The following is a 14504-nucleotide window of genomic DNA, read 5'->3' as shown; positions in this document are numbered from 1 at the left end:
AGCGCCGTAGTCACACTCAAAAATCGGGGTGCCCAAGCAACCATCAAAAACGGCAATGTCGCCGCCAGGCGACGAGCCGACTCACACCAAAACCCCACCCAACACAGCCGAAGCCCCGGCAACCATCCCGTCCACCTCGCCCATCAACCGCTCGATCTCCCCCCACCACCGCGCATCCCGCCCCGGATCCGGAATCAACGACGTCCCCACCAGCAGCAGCAACGTATCCACCTCATAAGCCCGATCCGCCAACCGCAGCAACGGCACCGGATCCCCACCGACCTCCGCCGCCGCGAACCGGCAAGCCGCGTGCCCCAGTTCCCGGCACACCGTCCGCAACCGGCCCCGCACCTCGTCCGCCCGGGGGTCCGCCCGCGGGCCGCCGGTCCGGATGTTCCACGCCACCGAAAGCAGACAGCGTCCGGCATCGTCCATCGACGTGTTCGTCACCGGGCGAGTCTGGAAGCACCCTCCCCGCCGCGGGTGACCCGACACGCACGGCTCACCGCATCGAGTGAAGCAACCGCACGGTCGCGTCGAGCGGCAGCCGGTCGTCCGCGGCGCGCGCGAGGAAGTCCTTGATCCGCTGGCCGTCCGGCGTCAGCGATTCGACGTCGTTGACCTCCGCGCTCGCCGCTTCCAGCGTGCCCAGCCCGGCGCTGTGGTGCGCGTCCCGGACCGCGTTCCGCAGCACCGCCAGCTCCGCCGCCGACGGGCCTCGCTTCTCCGCCCGCAACCGCTCCACGATCCGGCGCACCTGCGGCGAATGCGCGGCCAACGCCTGCCGTCCGGCGAACGACGCGACCATCCGCGGCGTCGCCCGCGTCTCGGCTGGCGGCGGGGGCATCTCGACTGCCTCGCCGACCACCCGCAGGCTCTCCAAAGCCGCGGCCCGCCGGCGTTCGCTCTCGCGCACGCGCGCGAGCGGATCCTTCCGCCGGGACGACGCGATCGAACGAGCCTCGGCCCTCGCCCGCTCCCCCGCGTCGGTCAGCCGGGAACGCCGTCGGTACGTGCCCTCGTCGGCGGCCTGCTTGCGCCGGTTCGCGAGCCAAGCCTCGAAGGTCTGCCCGCGCCGCGGCGGCTCGCGCACCTCGGTCAGGTCCGCGGCGGACTCGTCGGCGAACCAGGCCTTCATCCGCGAGCGCAGGAAGTCGCCCGGTTTCTCGCCCGCCCGGCGCGGCCGCTGCCGCGTGCCGTCCGGCAGCGCGCTCATCGCGATCAGCAGCGCGTCCGGGCAGTACCCGTTGGAGTACCAGAACTCCAGCTGCCGCTCGACGTCGTCGCGTTCTTCCCGGGTCAGCCGCTCGGACACCCAGCCCATGCGGCGGACCAGCACCCCGGTCGCCTGGGCGCGTTCGCGCGCGTCGGCGGGCACGACCGTCGACGGCCACTCCTGATCCGCGATCCGCACCATGCCCACACCTCCCTGCCAACGACTAGCCACGACTTGCCAACGCCGCCTACGTTATCCCGCCCCACCGACAATTACGCGGCCCGCCGCAGCACCGCCGCCGTGTTCGCCGCCACGATCACGCCGATCGCCGCCCACGCGACGACGTCCAGCCGCTGGTCCAGCACCACGAGCCCGACGAGCGCGGCCATCACCGGGTTGACGCTCATGAACGCCCCGAAGAACTGCGCCGGCACCCGCCGCAACGCCACCAGGTCGACGAGAAACGGCACCGCCGACGACAACAGGCCAGCGGTAAGCGCAGCGACCAGGGCACCGGGCGTCGGCGGGTGCTGCAGCATCGCGAACACCCCGATCGGCACGTACAGCAGACCGGACACCCCGGCCGCGGCGGCCGAACCCGCGGCCCCGGGCAAGCGGCGGCCGACGGTCCGGTTCAGCAGGATGTAGCAGGCCCAGCACAGCGCGGCGACCAGCGCGAGCCCGATCCCGAGGTAGTCGGTGCTCGGCTGCGGCCGCATCAGCGCGCCGACCGCGACCGCGGCGGCCACCGCGCACCCCAGGTCCGTCCTCCGCCGCGAACCGGCCAGCGCGATCGCCAGCGGGCCGAGGAATTCGAGCGTCACGGCCAGTCCGAGGCCGATCCGGTCGATCGCGGTGTAGAGCGAGAGGTTCATCGTCGCGAACACGGCGGCCAGGCCGAGCACCGGCCACCACTGGCGCGCGGTGAAGGTCCGCAGCCGCGGCCGTCCGACCGCCAGCAGCACCACCGCCGCGACCCACTGGCGAACCGCCACCACGCCCGGCGGGCCGAGCACCGGGAAGGCGAGCGCCGCGGTCGCCGCGCCGACCTGGTTCGACAGGGCGCTTCCGAGCAGCATCGCGGCACCGGTCGCCCGGGCGTTGTCGCGAGTTCGCGAAGCCAGTTCCGTAGTCGCCATGCGGTCGAGCATGCGTCCGGCCGATCCATGCGCAAAATGCATTGACCGCATCAGCGATACGCTGGACGCATGGATCTGGAGCTGCGTCAGCTGCGCTGCCTCGTGACGATCGTGGACGCGGGCTCGTTCACCGACGCCGCGCTCGAACTCGGCGTCTCCCAGGCGGCCGTCTCCCGGAATCTGGCGTCGCTGGAACGGGTTCTCGGCGTGCAACTGCTCCACCGCACCAGCCGGAGCCTCGAGCCGACGACCGCTGGCGTCCAGGTCCTCGCCCGTGCCCGGCATCTGCTCGCCGAGGCCGACGATCTCGTTCGCGAAGCGACGACCGGGCACACGCGGCTGCGCATCGGCCACGCGTGGTCGGCCATGGGCAGGCACACCGCGGAGTTCCAGCGTCGGTGGGCCGCGCGGTACCCGGACGTCGAACTCCTGCTGGTGCGCGCCAACACCGCGACCGCCGGGCTGGCGGAAGGGCTCGTCGATCTGGCCGTGGTGCGGCATCAAATACCGTCGGGCAAGTTCGCGCACGCGACGGTCGGCCACGAGGACCGCTACTGCGCAATGGCTATCGACGACCCGCTCGTCCGCCGCCGCACCGTCACGCTCGCCGATCTCGCGTCGCGGCTGCTGGTGGTCGATCCGCGCACTGGCACCACTTCCGCCGAGTTGTGGCCGCCGGAAGCGCGCCCGCGGATCGAGCCGACGCACGATGTCGACGACTGGCTCGCCACCATCACCACCGGCCGCTGCGTCGGCGTCACGCCGCATTCGACAGTGACGCAATATCGCCGCGACGGAATTGTGTACCGCCGGGTCCGCGACGCCCCGCCGGTGCCGGTGCAGCTCGCCTGGCGCGCCCACGATCCGCATCCGGCCACGCACGCCGCGGTGGCCTTGCTGGGCGAGCTTTACCGCACCCCGCCGAAGCGGGAAACCGTTTCCGCGCGCCCGCGATAGTCCACTGTGGATCTTGAAACCGGGAGCGATCATTTTCCGTTGACGCGGCGGCGCGGGGCGACAATGATGAAGACGACGAAGAAGCCATCGAGCCACGAAAGGATCCACGGAATGCCGCGTCGCACCGAATGCATGCCCCTGTCGGGCATTCCCGGCTCCGCGCCATGACGTGGCCCGCCACACCGTGAGCGAGGAGCCGCCCGCCGGACTGCCGGCCGGGCGGCTTTTGCGTTCACGGCCCGTAACGACTTGCCGAAAGGAGGTGCCCGTCGCCATGGGAGTCCTGGTTCTCAACGCCGGCTACGAGCCCCTGCACACCGTCTCGCTCCCCCATGCCATCCGGATGCTGGTCCGCCAGGTCGCGGTCGTCCACGAAAGCGACGGGCCGGACCTCGGCGTCTTCCCGCGGCCGAAGGTGGTGCGGCTGCTGCGCTACGTCGTGATGAAGTGGCGCTATTCCGGACCGCCGCGCTGGTCGCGTTCCGGCGTCCTGCGGCGCGACCGGCACACGTGCGCCTACTGCGGACGCAAGGCCACCACGGTCGACCACATCACGCCGGTTTCGCGCGGCGGCGCGCGCACGAGCTGGCTCAACACCGTCGCGGCCTGCGGAGGGTCGGCGCGCAGCTGCAACGCGCGCAAGGCCGACCGCACGCCCGCGGAAGCCGGGCTGACGCTGCGCTTCCCGCCGCGCGTCCCGCGGTGGGAGGAGCTGCATCCGCTGGCCGGACTGTCCACATGAGACTGGCGGTAGGCTGGAAGCCGTGAAGGGCTTGCTGCTGCGGTTGTCGGCGGTCGATTCCGGCGCGGAAACGGCGGTGCGCGTCATCGCGTATTTCGACGAGCTGATCGCGCGCCGGGCGACGCTGCCGGATCTGCTGCGCGCCACGGCTTTTCTCGCGGAATGCGTCGCCGGGATTCGCCATGCCGACGGAACCGTGCTTCGGTACCGGCCGACCGGCGAACCCGGCGGCGACGGCCCGACGCCGCCCGGCGCGGTCGTGGCGGACCTCGACGGCGCCGGGCGGGTCTGGCTGGAACGCGCGGGCGAGCCGGGCCCGCTCGACGACCTGGTGCTCGAACGGCTCGCGATCTCGGCGAAGGTGCTCAATCCGGTCGAACCGCCGCCCTCCGCCGCACCGCATCTCGCCGATCCGGCGCTGGTCGAACTGTGCTGGGCGAGCAGGCAGCGGACGAGGACCGCACGCGGGCATTGACCCTGCTCGGCCTGGACACCGCACGCCCGTTGCGGGTGGTGGCGGTCGCTTCGGGGGCCGGTCGGGACGCCGGGGCGGACGCAGTCGCGCTCGTCGCCCGCGGCAAGCCGCTCGGTGCGCGGGTCGCGGTGGTCGGCGGGGTGGCCGCGGTGGTGTTGCAGCCGCGGGAGGGCCCGGATTCGGTCGTTCCGACGCTGAGCGAGACGTTGGCGCTGCGGGGCCGCACCCTTCCGGATGCCGTCCGGATCGGCGTCGGCGACGCGGTCGACGGTCTGGCGGCTCGGACCTCGTGGCTGCAAGCCCGCCTGGCCACCCGGTTCGCGGCGAAGTCGAGGCCGTTGGTCGTGCACGAGGACCTCGGCGCGGTGACGTTGCTGGCGGAGCTCCCAGTGGAGCAATTGCGCGCGCAGCCGGACGTGCTGGCGTTGAACGCGCTCGCCGCGAGCGGTGATCTCGAAACGCTGGAAGCCTTCTGCCGCACCGGTTCCCTGCGCCAAGCGGCGGTCGCGCTGCACCGGCACCACAGCTCGGTGGCGGCGCGGCTGGCGCACGTGGAGGACGCGCTGGGATGGTCGCTGGACGACCCGGCAGGACGTTTCCGGGCGCGGCTGGCGTTGGTGGCCCGGCGATTGGCGGAGTCTGCTTGACGGGCGCGGGGGCGCCCCCGTTTTCCACTCTATCGGCCTCCACCGACAACTCCGCCGCCGTCAGCCGAGCTGTCCACAGCGAACGGGAGTTGTGGAAGCGCGCCGGAATCAACCTGACACAGGCGATTCCGGCCGCAACCCCGGCAAGCCGAAACGACCGCCCGGTCTCAGGCCTCCTCGACCCCCACCACCCGAGCCAGCACCGCCCGGCGTTCCGCGGCTTCCCGCCGGCTCACCGTCGCGTGCCGGATCGACGCGGAGCCGTGGAAAGTTCCCGGGAACAAATGCAGTTCCGTAGGCACGCCCGCCGCCAAAAGGGCTTGTGCGTAAGCGATTCCCTCGTCGCGCAACGGGTCGAACTCCATCACCGACACGTACGCGGGCGGCAAGCCCGAGAGATCAGTCGCCCGGGCCGGCGCCGCGTAAATCGAGACGTCCGAACCGCCGCGGCGGCCCGGGCCGCCGAGGTAGTAGTCCCAGCTCGCCTCGGCCGCCCGCAGGTGCCACATCGGAGTGTCCGCGAACCGGCGCATGCTGCCGCTCTCCAGGCGGTCGTCCAGTTCCGGCACGGCGAGGAACTGGAACGCGATCGCCGGGCCGCCCCGGTCGCGGGCCAGCAACGCCAGCGCCGCGGCCAGCCCGCCGCCCGCGCTCACGCCGTACAGCACCACCTTTTCCGGGTCGACCCCCAGTTCGTCCGCGTGCTTGACCGACCATTCGAGCGCCGCGTAGCAGTCCTCCAGCCCGGCGGGATACGGGTTCTCCGGGGCGAGCCGGTACTCGACCGACACGATCACCACCCCGAGATCCCTCGCCAGCTCGACGTTGGCCGCGTGGTCGATCTGCAGGTCGCCGAGCGCGAAACCGCCGCCGTGGATGTCGAAGACCAACGCCTTCGTCGCGACGCGGTCGGGAGTGTAAATGCGAATCGGCACATCCGGCGCGCCCTCGGGGCCGGGCACGGACTCGTCGCGCGTGCGCACGCCGGATTCGTCCACGTCGCCTTGCATCGAGGCGACCAGTTCGGCCATGCCCGCCCGGCAGGCTTCGACGTCGAGGAAGTCGAACTCGGGCAGCATCGGGATCGCGGCGGCGATTTCGGGATCGAACGGATAACTCATCGACGGCCTCCGTCTTCCAGGTGAAGACCCCATCGTGCCGAAATCCCGGCCCCGGCAGGCACCGCCACGTGTCGCGTACCCCGCCTCGGCACCCCGCCGAATGGCGGCGCAACCGCGCTCAGCGCCCCACTTTCTTCCAGATCACCACGATCCCGACAACAGCCACCAGCACCGCCCCCAGCACGATCAGCCCCTTCACGAACAGATCGTGCACGAGGTGCCGCAGCATCTCGTCCCCGTCGGCGAGCAGCGCCGCGTTCACCGGCCGGACCGCTTCCGACCCGGGTCCTCGTCCAGCCACCGCGCGGCCTGGCGCACGACCTCGCCGCCGACCCGCCCGCGCATTCCCCGCGCGTCGCGCCGGTCCATCGCCTTCGCTGCGGATTTCGCCAGCATCGCCGCGCCTTCCCGGACGCGCTCGCCCTTGCCCCGCCGCCGCAGCGAAACGATCAGCGCGAACCCGGCCAGCCCGACCACCACGACGATCGCGGCGATGATGCCGAACCGGATCAGCAGGATGTTCAGCACCGTCTCCACGGCGCACCCCTTTCTGTCACACCTGTGATACAAAACGGTTCTATCACGGCTGTGATATAAAAGTCCAGTGCCTAGAGTGGTGGACGGGGAAGAGCGGCGGGCGCACATCGCCGACGCGGTGTTGCGGCTGGCTGCGAAGGGCGGATTGCACGCGGTCTCGCTGCGCGCGGTAGCCGCGGAGGCGGGCCTGAACATCGGCTCGGTGCGGCATTACTTCGACAGCCAGCACGAGCTGATGCGGTTCGCGATGCGCACCACGATCGACCGGACGACCGCGCGGCTCGTCGAGCGCCGGGAGAAGATCGGTTCGCTCTCGGAACTGTCGCCGGACGAGGCCGTCGACCAGCTCGCCGAGTTCCTCTCCGAACTGCTGCCGCTGGACGAGCGGCGGCGCACCGAGGTGACCGTGCTGGTCGAATTCCTCCTGGCCGCGCGCGCCGATCCGGGCCTGGACGACCTGGCCCGGGAAGCGGTCCAGGGCACCGTGACGCTGGCGCGGCGCCTCCTCGACGCCCAGGCCCGCAGCGGCCGGTTCGAGCCGAAGGACCCGGACGTCGAAGCCCCCCGGCTGGCCGCCCTTCTGGACGGGATCGCGTTCCGCGCCGTGCTGCAACCGGAACTCACCTCGCCGGAGGAATGCGTCGCCATCCTCCGCACGCATCTCGCCGAACTCCTCCGACGCGTGGGTGACACCCAGGTGTGAGCGGCGCGGAGACCGGGTAACCGGCGGAACTGGAGCGGTTCCAGATCCCGGGGAGGACTCCGATGCCGGACTCGGCGGCGACCCTGCGGGCCGCGGGCCTGCGCGTCACCAAGCCGCGGCAAGCCGTGCTCGGCTGGCTCGGCGAGCACCCGCACGCGACGGTCGAGGCGATCGCGGCGGGCGTGCGCGAAAGCCTGGGCAGCGTGTCGATCCAGGCGGTCTACGACGTGCTCGCCGCGTGCGGCGACGCGGGTCTCGTCCGCCGGATCGAGCTGTCCGGCCATCCGGCGCGGTTCGAACGGCGGACCGGCGACAACCATCACCACGTCGTGTGCCGGCGCTGCGGCCGGGCCGAGGACGTCGACTGCGTCCGCGGCGAGGCCCCCTGCCTCACGCCGCACGACCGGCACGGGTTCGCCGTCGACGAGGCCGAAATCGTCTTCTGGGGCCTGTGCCCGAACTGCTCCGGCGTTTCCGACCACCACGAGGAGCTCGCGAGATGACCGAAGAACCGAAACCCCCGGCGACCACCACGGACGCCGGGATCCCGGCCGAGAGCGACGAGCATTCGCTCACTCTCGGCCCGGGCGGCCCGATCCTGCTGCAGGACCACTACCTGATCGAGCAGATGGCGCAGTTCAACCGGGAACGGGTGCCGGAACGGCAGCCGCACGCGAAGGGCAGCGGCGCGTTCGGGCACTTCGAGGTGACCGCCGACGTCAGCCGCTTCACCAAGGCGGCGGTGTTCCAGCCGGGCGCGAAAACCCCGATGGCCGCCCGGTTCTCGACCGTCGCCGGCGAACGCGGCAGCCCGGACACCTGGCGCGACCCGCGCGGGTTCGCGCTGAAGTTCTACACGCCCGAGGGCAATTACGACCTCGTCGGCAACAACACCCCGGTGTTCTTCATCAAGGACCCGCTGAAATTCCAGCACTTCATCCGCTCGCAGAAACGCCGCGCGGACAGCAACCTTCGCGACCACGACATGCAATGGGACTTCTGGACGCTGTCCCCCGAATCGGCGCACCAGGTCACCTGGCTGATGGGCGACCGCGGCATCCCGCGCACGTGGCGGCACATGAACGGCTACAGCTCGCACACCTACATGTGGGTCAACGCCGCGGGCGAGAAGTTCTGGGTCAAGTACCACTTCAAGACCGACCAGGGCATCGAGTACTTCACCCAGCACGAGGCCGACCAGATGGCCGCGGCGGACACCGACTACCACACCCGCGACCTGTTCGAGGCCATCGCGCGCGGCGACTACCCGAGCTGGACGCTGCACGTCCAGGTGATGCCGTTCGAGGACGCGAAGACCTACCGGTTCAACCCGTTCGACCTGACGAAGGTGTGGCCGCACGGCGACTACCCGCTGATCGAGGTCGGCAAGATGACGCTCGACCGCAACCCGACCGACCACCACGCCGAGATCGAGCAGGCCGCGTTCGAGCCGAACAACCTGGTGCCCGGCATCGGCCCGAGCCCGGACCGGATGCTGCTGGGCCGGCTGTTCGCCTACGCCGACGCGCACCGGTACCGGATCGGCGCGAACTACAAGCAGCTTCCGGTGAACACGCCGGTCGCGCCGGTGCACAGCTACAGCAAGGACGGCGCGATGCGCTACGCCAAGGTCTCCGACCCGGTGTACGCGCCGAACTCCAAGGGCGGCCCGCGCGCCGACACGGAACGCTACGGCACCCCCGCGGGCTGGCACGCCGACGGCGAGATGGTCCGCTCGGCCTACGTCGACCACGCCGAGGACGACGACTGGGGCCAGGCCGGCACGCTCGTGCGCGAGGTGCTGGACGACGCCGCGCGCGAACGGCTGGTGGACAACATCGTCGGCCACCTGCTGAACGGGGTGTCCGAACCGGTGCTGAAGCGGGCCTTCGAGTACTGGCACAACGTGGACAAGGACCTCGGCGACCGCGTCGAGTCCGGCGTGCGCGCGAAGCAGGACGAGAAGGACCCGAAGGCGGCCGAGCAGGCGAACCCGGCCCGGGAAAGCATGCAGCGCAAGGCATAAGGCGACCCCGAGAGCGGCGGTGCCGGTTCGGACCGGCACCGCCGCTTTTGTGTCCTCTGTGGACCGCGGAAAACCGTGCGGCGATTCGGCTCGGTCTGGGTAGAGTGCGCGGGCATGGGGCATTTGGAGGCCGCGCATCTGCGCTACGTGCTGCCCGACGGGCGTCCGCTGCTCGGCGACGTCTCGTTCCGGGTCGGCGAAGGCGCGGTCGTCGCGCTGGTCGGCCCTAACGGCGCGGGCAAGACCACGTTGCTGCGCATGCTGTCGGGAGAGCTGAAGCCGGACGAGGGCGCGGTCACGGTGTCCGGCGGGCTGGGCGTGATGGCGCAGTTCGTCGGGTCGGTGCGCGACGAGCGCACAGTGCGCGATCTGCTGGTTTCGGTTGCCCCGCAACGGGTTCGCGACGCCGCTCGGGCGGTCGACGCGGCTGAGGAGCGGCTGCTGGAGGTCGACGACGAGGCCGCGCAAATGCAGTACGCGCAGGCGCTCAGCGACTGGGCCGAGGCCCGCGGGTACGAGTTCGAGACCGTCTGGGACATGTGCACCACCGAGGCGCTCGGCGTGCCGTTCGACCGCGCGCGCTGGCGGCTCGTGCGCACGCTCAGCGGCGGCGAGCAGAAACGGCTGGTGCTGGAGGCGTTGCTGCGCGGGCCGGACGAGGTGCTGCTGCTGGACGAGCCGGACAACTACCTCGACGTCCCCGGGAAACGCTGGCTCGAAGCCCGGCTGAAGGAAACCCGCAAAACCGTCCTGTTCGTGTCGCACGACCGCGAGCTGCTCGCGCGAGCGGCGGACAAGATCGTGAGCGTCGAACCCGGCGGCGACGGCGCGGACGCCTGGGTGCACGGCGGCAGCTTCCGCACTTACCACGAGGCCCGGCAGGAACGGTTCGCCCGCTACGACGAATTGCGCCGTCGCTGGGACGAGAAGCACGCCCAGCTCAAGCGGCTGGTCCAGGACATGCAGCGGTACGCCGCGCGCAGCGACGAGATGGCCTCGCGGTACAAGGCGGCGCAGACCCGGCTGCGGAAGTTCGAGGAGGCCGGTCCCCCGCCGGAACCGCCTCGGCCGCAGGACATCCGGATGCGGCTGCGCGGCGGCCGCACCGGCGTGCGCGCGGTGACCTGCAAGAACCTCGAACTCACCGGCCTGATGAAGCCGTTCTCGCTGGAGATCTTCTTCGGCGAGCGCGTCGCGGTGCTCGGCTCGAACGGCTCCGGGAAGTCGCACTTCCTGCGGCTGCTCGCGGGCGGCGACGTCGCGCACACCGGCGAGTGGAAGACCGGCGCCCGCGTCGTGCCCGGCCATTTCGCGCAAACGCACGCCCGTCCGGAACTGACCGGCCGCACGCTGGTCGACGTGCTGTGGACGGAACACGCGCGCGACCGCGGCGCGGCGATGTCCGCGCTGCGCCGGTACGAACTCCATCGGCAGGGCGAGCAGGCGTTCGACCGGTTGTCCGGCGGGCAGCAGGCGCGGTTCCAGATCCTGTTGCTGGAACTGGCCGGGACCACCGCGCTGCTGCTGGACGAGCCGACCGACAACCTCGACCTGGAATCGGCCGAGGCGCTGCAGGAGGGGCTGGAATCGTACGAGGGCACGGTGCTCGCGGTCACCCACGACCGCTGGTTCGCGCGTTCCTTCGACCGCTATCTGGTCTTCGGCTCGGACGGCGTGGTGCGCGAAACCCCGGAACCGGTCTGGGACGAGCGGCGGGTGGAGCGGGTCCGCTAGCCCTTGCGCAGCAAGGCATCCAGCTCGCGCACCAGCTCCCCCGCCCGTCCGCGGCCGCCGGGAGCCTCCGGATACCGCGACAACACCCGGACCACCACCGGATCGGCCGCTGGTCGCTGCGCTTCCAGCCCAGCCAGCTCGAACGCATACGCCGCGTGCCCAGCCGGGCCGAGGATGTGCCACACCTGCGTCGCCTTCGCGAGCGGATGCAGAAACGCCGCTCCGGCAGCAGCGACCGCGGCTCGCGCGGCCTCGCTCGCTGCGTGTTGACCGGCGTCGCGGGCTTCCTGATACGCCCGCTGCGCCGCCCAGGCACCGTCGCGAATCGCCTTGCTGCGCTTAGCTCCCTGGGCAAACGCCCGGGCCGCCTCGATCGCCTCGTGCGGGCGTCGGTCGCCGGGGCGGGCTTGTTCGAAGATCGGCAGCGCGGGCTCCGCACAGGCCACCGCGTAAGCCGTGACAGCGCGAAGCTCGGCCAGGTCGAGTTCGATCTCCTCGGTCATGTGCTTGAACTGTATCGTTGAACCGCCGGTTGGCAGTTCAGCACGACTTCCAACAGGAACGATGAGCGAAACCCTCAACCGGGGAAGGACGGCGGTGGACGAGCGGAGGGCGTGGTCCGAAGCCGACAAGGCGGCCTACCGCCGGTTCGTGCGCACCCACCACCCGGACGTCGGCGGCGACCCGGACGAGTTCGCCGCCGGGCTCCGCGAGTTCCGGCGCGGCCCGAAGAACGAAATCGCCGCGGGGACCGAATCGGCCCCACGCGGCGAATCCCTGGTGTTCGTGCGCCGCAGCCGAGCGGTGCCCCGGCTGCTGGCGGCCCTTGCCGAGCGCAGGCGGCGGAAGCGGAATCCGCGCGTGCGCTAGCGCGTCACATCCCGCCGGTCAGCGCCTGCAGCCCGAGGCTGGACGCGGCGACCGCGATCCACAGGATGGCCCCCATCAGCAGCGGCTTGTGGCCGGCCTTGCGCAGGTCGGACGGCTTGAGCGCCAGGCCGATCCCGGCGAGCGCCATGGTGATGAGGAAGGTGCCGAGCGTCGAGAGCGGCGCGTGCCACGAGGCCGGGATCCAGCCCGCGCTTTCCGCCGTGGCGGCGGCCAGGAAGCCGATCAGGAACGGCGGCACCAGACGGTGCCACGGCATGGCGCGCAAGGAAACCCGGCCGCCGGCCTGCTTGCGCGCGGCGAGCACGGCGAGGAACAGCACGATCGGAATCAGCGTGAGCGTGCGAGTGAGCTTCACGACGAGGCCGTACGAGCCGGCGTCGCCGCCGTAGGCGTAGGAGGCCGCGACGACGGAGGACGTGTCGTTCACCGCGGTTCCGGCCCACAGGCCGAACGCGTGCGGAGACATCCCGAGCGCGTGCCCGAGCGGCGGGAACAGCAGGACCGCGGCGACGTTGAAGGTGAAGATCGTGCCGAGCGCGTAAGCGATATTGGCTTCCTTCGGCTTCAGCACCGCGCTGGTCGCCGCGATCGCGGACGCCCCGCAGATGCCGGTGCCGACGCCGATCAGCGTCTGCGTGTCCCCGCGCACGCCGAGCAGCCGGCCGAGCACCCACGCACCGCCGAGCGCGACCGCGAGCGTGCCGAGCATCACCGGCAGCGACTGCCCGCCGACGTGCACCACCTGCTGGATCGACAGTCCCGTGCCCAGCACGACGATCGACAGCTGGAGCACCGGCCGCGACGCGATCGCGTAGCCCGGGCTGAACCGCCAGCCGCGCAGCCCCGGCACGACCGCGCCGGCGACCGCGCCGAGCAGGATCGCGAGCACCGGCCCGCCGACCACCGGAACGAGCTTGCCTCCCGCCGTGGCCACCGCCGCGACCAGCAGCGCGACCGCGAGCCCCGGCACCGGGCGGGCGAGTTTGGCCCGCCACGCCGCTGTCGCGCGCGTCGCTCCGAGCGTCGCGCCGGTCACCGGTTCACTCCTGTGCGCACTCTGGCCTCCTCGCTAATGTACGTACATTTAATCTAAGAGCTGTCCGTACATTTGGCAAGCGGTACTGTTCCCGGCATGGGCGAGGCAGAGCTGGTGCGCACCGGCGGACAGCCCCTGTGGCGGCAGTTGCAGCAGCGGCTGCTGGTGCGCATCCGCGCCGGGGAATTCGACAGCGCGTTCCCCGGGGAGCTCGCGCTCGCCGACGAGTACAGCGTCAGCAGGCAGACCGTCCGGCAGGCGCTGCGGGAACTGCGCGCGGACGGCACGCTCATCGCCGAACGCGGCCGCCAGCCCCGCGTCGCCGCGGCCGCGGAGATCCAGCAGCCGCTCGGCGCGCTCTACAGCCTCTTCGCCGCGGTCGAGGAGGCCGGGCTCGACCAGCACAGCGTCGTGCGCCGGCTCGACATCCGCGCGGACGCGGTGGTCGCCGAACGGCTGTCACTGGAGGGCTCCACTCCCCTGCTGTACCTGGAGCGCGTGCGGCTGGCCGGAAATGACCCGCTCGCCGTCGACCGCGTGTGGCTGCCCGCCGACCTCGCGCGGCCGCTGCTGGACGCGGATTTCCAGCACACCAGCCTGTACGGCGAACTCCACCGCCGCACCGGCGTCCGGCTCGACCACGGCGAGGAGCAGATCCGCGCGGTCGTGCCGACGCGGGCCGAACGCACCCTGCTCGGCTGCGGCGAAACCGTCGGCGCGTTCTCCATCGGACGCCTGGGAACGAGCGCGGGCAAACGGATCGAATGGCGGCACACACTGGTGCGCGGCGACCGCTTCGCGCTGACGGCGGAGTTCTCCGGGCGCACCGGATACCGGTTGGTCACGACGGGGGCACTCGCCGGAACCCGCTGACCCGTCGGGCACCGGGCCGCTACGCTCCGCGCATGTCGATCTTCGCGCGGATTCTGCAGGTCTTCTTCATGATCGCCGGACTGGTCAGCATCGGGGTCGGGCTGATCATGGTGCTGATCGCCAAGCCGTACTGGACGTGCGAGGTGTCGCGCAACGAGCCGAATTACACGTCGTGCCGCTCGACCGACCTCGAGTCGTTCACGAGCTACCACCTGTTCTGGTTCGTGCTCGGCCTCGCGCTCGAGATCATGGCCGTCGCGGTCGTCGCGGGCGCGCGCCGCCGGACCGTCGAGAATCTGCTGCTGTCGATGAACTCGCCGGCGCCCGCGCCGACGTTCCCGAGCCCGGCCGCCCCCAGCCCATACCCCGGCTACCCGCAGCAGCAGCCGCCGTACCCGGGGCAGTGA

At 71.4% G+C, this 14504-nt stretch carries 19 protein-coding genes; 11 read left to right on the top strand and 8 right to left on the bottom strand.

What is annotated here, in order from left to right; genetic code table 11:
* Window positions 1-81: 81 nt before the first annotated feature.
* From SSMG_RS13635 to SSMG_RS13625, 3 genes are all read right to left on the bottom strand, one after another.
* A complete protein-coding gene (locus tag SSMG_RS13635; RefSeq protein WP_199785903.1) occupies window positions 82-450 on the bottom strand; it encodes a hypothetical protein in 369 nt (122 codons plus the stop codon).
* Between the two features lie 52 nt (window positions 451-502).
* Window positions 503-1417: a hypothetical protein gene (locus SSMG_RS13630; RefSeq protein ID WP_199785902.1), complete on the bottom strand. Its 915-nt coding sequence runs from the start codon at window positions 1415-1417 to the stop codon at window positions 503-505.
* A gap of 71 nt (window positions 1418-1488) precedes the next feature.
* Window positions 1489-2355, bottom strand: coding sequence for a DMT family transporter (locus tag SSMG_RS13625; RefSeq protein ID WP_100267056.1), 867 nt, complete (start codon window positions 2353-2355; stop codon window positions 1489-1491).
* A 69-nt stretch (window positions 2356-2424) separates the two neighbouring features.
* Here SSMG_RS13625 and SSMG_RS13620 point away from each other — a divergent pair, with 69 nt between their 5' ends.
* From SSMG_RS13620 to SSMG_RS46860, 4 genes are all read left to right on the top strand, one after another.
* A complete protein-coding gene (locus tag SSMG_RS13620; protein ID WP_009076640.1) occupies window positions 2425-3312 on the top strand; it encodes a LysR family transcriptional regulator in 888 nt (295 codons plus the stop codon).
* A 274-nt stretch (window positions 3313-3586) separates the two neighbouring features.
* On the top strand, window positions 3587-4054 hold the full coding sequence (locus SSMG_RS13615; RefSeq protein ID WP_037713571.1) for an HNH endonuclease: 468 nt from the start codon (window positions 3587-3589) through the stop codon (window positions 4052-4054).
* A 22-nt stretch (window positions 4055-4076) separates the two neighbouring features.
* Window positions 4077-4529: a hypothetical protein gene (locus SSMG_RS46865; protein WP_050788173.1), complete on the top strand. Its 453-nt coding sequence runs from the start codon at window positions 4077-4079 to the stop codon at window positions 4527-4529.
* Complete coding sequence (locus SSMG_RS46860) at window positions 4484-5176, top strand: helix-turn-helix domain-containing protein (RefSeq protein WP_050788172.1); 693 nt, start codon at window positions 4484-4486, stop codon at window positions 5174-5176. The genes SSMG_RS46865 and SSMG_RS46860 overlap by 46 nt, the downstream gene beginning before the upstream one ends.
* A gap of 167 nt (window positions 5177-5343) precedes the next feature.
* Here the strand turns inward: SSMG_RS46860 and SSMG_RS13605 are convergent, their stop codons facing one another.
* The 3 genes from SSMG_RS13605 to SSMG_RS13595 form a co-directional block, all read right to left on the bottom strand.
* Window positions 5344-6297: an alpha/beta hydrolase gene (locus SSMG_RS13605; RefSeq protein ID WP_037713569.1), complete on the bottom strand. Its 954-nt coding sequence runs from the start codon at window positions 6295-6297 to the stop codon at window positions 5344-5346.
* Between the two features lie 118 nt (window positions 6298-6415).
* The gene (locus SSMG_RS46120) at window positions 6416-6559 is read right to left on the bottom strand and encodes a hypothetical protein (protein ID WP_199785901.1); all 144 of its coding nucleotides are present in this window, start codon (window positions 6557-6559) and stop codon (window positions 6416-6418) included.
* The gene (locus SSMG_RS13595; RefSeq protein ID WP_037713567.1) at window positions 6556-6834 is read right to left on the bottom strand and encodes a hypothetical protein; all 279 of its coding nucleotides are present in this window, start codon (window positions 6832-6834) and stop codon (window positions 6556-6558) included. The genes SSMG_RS46120 and SSMG_RS13595 overlap by 4 nt, the downstream gene beginning before the upstream one ends.
* A 67-nt stretch (window positions 6835-6901) precedes the next feature.
* On the opposite strand from SSMG_RS13595, the gene SSMG_RS13590 reads away from it, so the two are divergent.
* From SSMG_RS13590 to SSMG_RS13575, 4 genes are all read left to right on the top strand, one after another.
* Window positions 6902-7537, top strand: a complete 636-nt coding sequence (locus tag SSMG_RS13590) for a TetR/AcrR family transcriptional regulator (protein ID WP_037713565.1) — start codon at window positions 6902-6904, stop codon at window positions 7535-7537.
* Window positions 7538-7599: 62 nt separating this feature from the next.
* Window positions 7600-8040, top strand: coding sequence for a Fur family transcriptional regulator (locus tag SSMG_RS13585; RefSeq protein ID WP_009076633.1), 441 nt, complete (start codon window positions 7600-7602; stop codon window positions 8038-8040).
* Complete coding sequence (locus tag SSMG_RS13580) at window positions 8037-9563, top strand: catalase (RefSeq protein WP_009076632.1); 1527 nt, start codon at window positions 8037-8039, stop codon at window positions 9561-9563. Before SSMG_RS13585 ends, SSMG_RS13580 begins: the two co-directional genes overlap by 4 nt.
* A gap of 114 nt (window positions 9564-9677) precedes the next feature.
* On the top strand, window positions 9678-11297 hold the full coding sequence (locus SSMG_RS13575) for an ABC-F family ATP-binding cassette domain-containing protein (RefSeq protein WP_009076631.1): 1620 nt from the start codon (window positions 9678-9680) through the stop codon (window positions 11295-11297).
* Here SSMG_RS13575 and SSMG_RS13570 read toward each other — a convergent pair.
* A complete protein-coding gene (locus tag SSMG_RS13570) occupies window positions 11294-11800 on the bottom strand; it encodes a putative immunity protein (protein ID WP_009076629.1) in 507 nt (168 codons plus the stop codon). The two genes, SSMG_RS13575 and SSMG_RS13570, sit on opposite strands and share 4 nt — an antisense overlap.
* 61 nt (window positions 11801-11861) lie before the next feature.
* On the opposite strand from SSMG_RS13570, the gene SSMG_RS13565 reads away from it, so the two are divergent.
* Window positions 11862-12167, top strand: coding sequence for a hypothetical protein (locus SSMG_RS13565; RefSeq protein WP_050788171.1), 306 nt, complete (start codon window positions 11862-11864; stop codon window positions 12165-12167).
* Window positions 12168-12171: 4 nt separating this feature from the next.
* Here SSMG_RS13565 and SSMG_RS13560 read toward each other — a convergent pair whose 3' ends face one another.
* A complete protein-coding gene (locus tag SSMG_RS13560; protein WP_050788170.1) occupies window positions 12172-13224 on the bottom strand; it encodes a YeiH family protein in 1053 nt (350 codons plus the stop codon).
* Window positions 13225-13320: 96 nt separating this feature from the next.
* On the opposite strand from SSMG_RS13560, the gene SSMG_RS13555 reads away from it, so the two are divergent.
* The gene (locus tag SSMG_RS13555; RefSeq protein WP_009076626.1) at window positions 13321-14097 is read left to right on the top strand and encodes a GntR family transcriptional regulator; all 777 of its coding nucleotides are present in this window, start codon (window positions 13321-13323) and stop codon (window positions 14095-14097) included.
* 32 nt (window positions 14098-14129) lie between these two features.
* Complete coding sequence (locus SSMG_RS13550; RefSeq protein ID WP_009076624.1) at window positions 14130-14504, top strand: hypothetical protein; 375 nt, start codon at window positions 14130-14132, stop codon at window positions 14502-14504.

The organism is Streptomyces sp. AA4 (assembly GCF_000158875.1).
In the GTDB taxonomy this organism is placed as follows: Bacteria; Actinomycetota; Actinomycetes; order Mycobacteriales; family Pseudonocardiaceae; genus Amycolatopsis.
The sequence above is the reverse complement of the archived record's forward strand: the minus strand, read 5'-3'. Positions and strand labels throughout refer to the sequence as shown.

Bases quoted from the DNA above. Each gene is read 5' to 3' on its own strand.
- SSMG_RS13630 (WP_199785902.1), bottom strand. From the start codon at position 1,417: ATGGTGCGGATCGCGGATCAGGAGTGGCCGTCGACGGTCGTGCCCGCC.
- SSMG_RS13625 (WP_100267056.1), bottom strand. From the start codon at position 2,355: ATGGCGACTACGGAACTGGCTTCGCGAACTCGCGACAACGCCCGGGCG.
- SSMG_RS13620 (WP_009076640.1), top strand. From the start codon at position 2,425: ATGGATCTGGAGCTGCGTCAGCTGCGCTGCCTCGTGACGATCGTGGAC.
- SSMG_RS13615 (WP_037713571.1), top strand. From the start codon at position 3,587: ATGGGAGTCCTGGTTCTCAACGCCGGCTACGAGCCCCTGCACACCGTC.
- SSMG_RS13605 (WP_037713569.1), bottom strand. From the start codon at position 6,297: ATGAGTTATCCGTTCGATCCCGAAATCGCCGCCGCGATCCCGATGCTG.
- SSMG_RS13585 (WP_009076633.1), top strand. From the start codon at position 7,600: ATGCCGGACTCGGCGGCGACCCTGCGGGCCGCGGGCCTGCGCGTCACC.
- SSMG_RS13580 (WP_009076632.1), top strand. From the start codon at position 8,037: ATGACCGAAGAACCGAAACCCCCGGCGACCACCACGGACGCCGGGATC.
- SSMG_RS13575 (WP_009076631.1), top strand. From the start codon at position 9,678: ATGGGGCATTTGGAGGCCGCGCATCTGCGCTACGTGCTGCCCGACGGG.
- SSMG_RS13570 (WP_009076629.1), bottom strand. From the start codon at position 11,800: ATGACCGAGGAGATCGAACTCGACCTGGCCGAGCTTCGCGCTGTCACG.
- SSMG_RS13565 (WP_050788171.1), top strand. From the start codon at position 11,862: ATGAGCGAAACCCTCAACCGGGGAAGGACGGCGGTGGACGAGCGGAGG.
- SSMG_RS13555 (WP_009076626.1), top strand. From the start codon at position 13,321: ATGGGCGAGGCAGAGCTGGTGCGCACCGGCGGACAGCCCCTGTGGCGG.
- SSMG_RS13550 (WP_009076624.1), top strand. From the start codon at position 14,130: ATGTCGATCTTCGCGCGGATTCTGCAGGTCTTCTTCATGATCGCCGGA.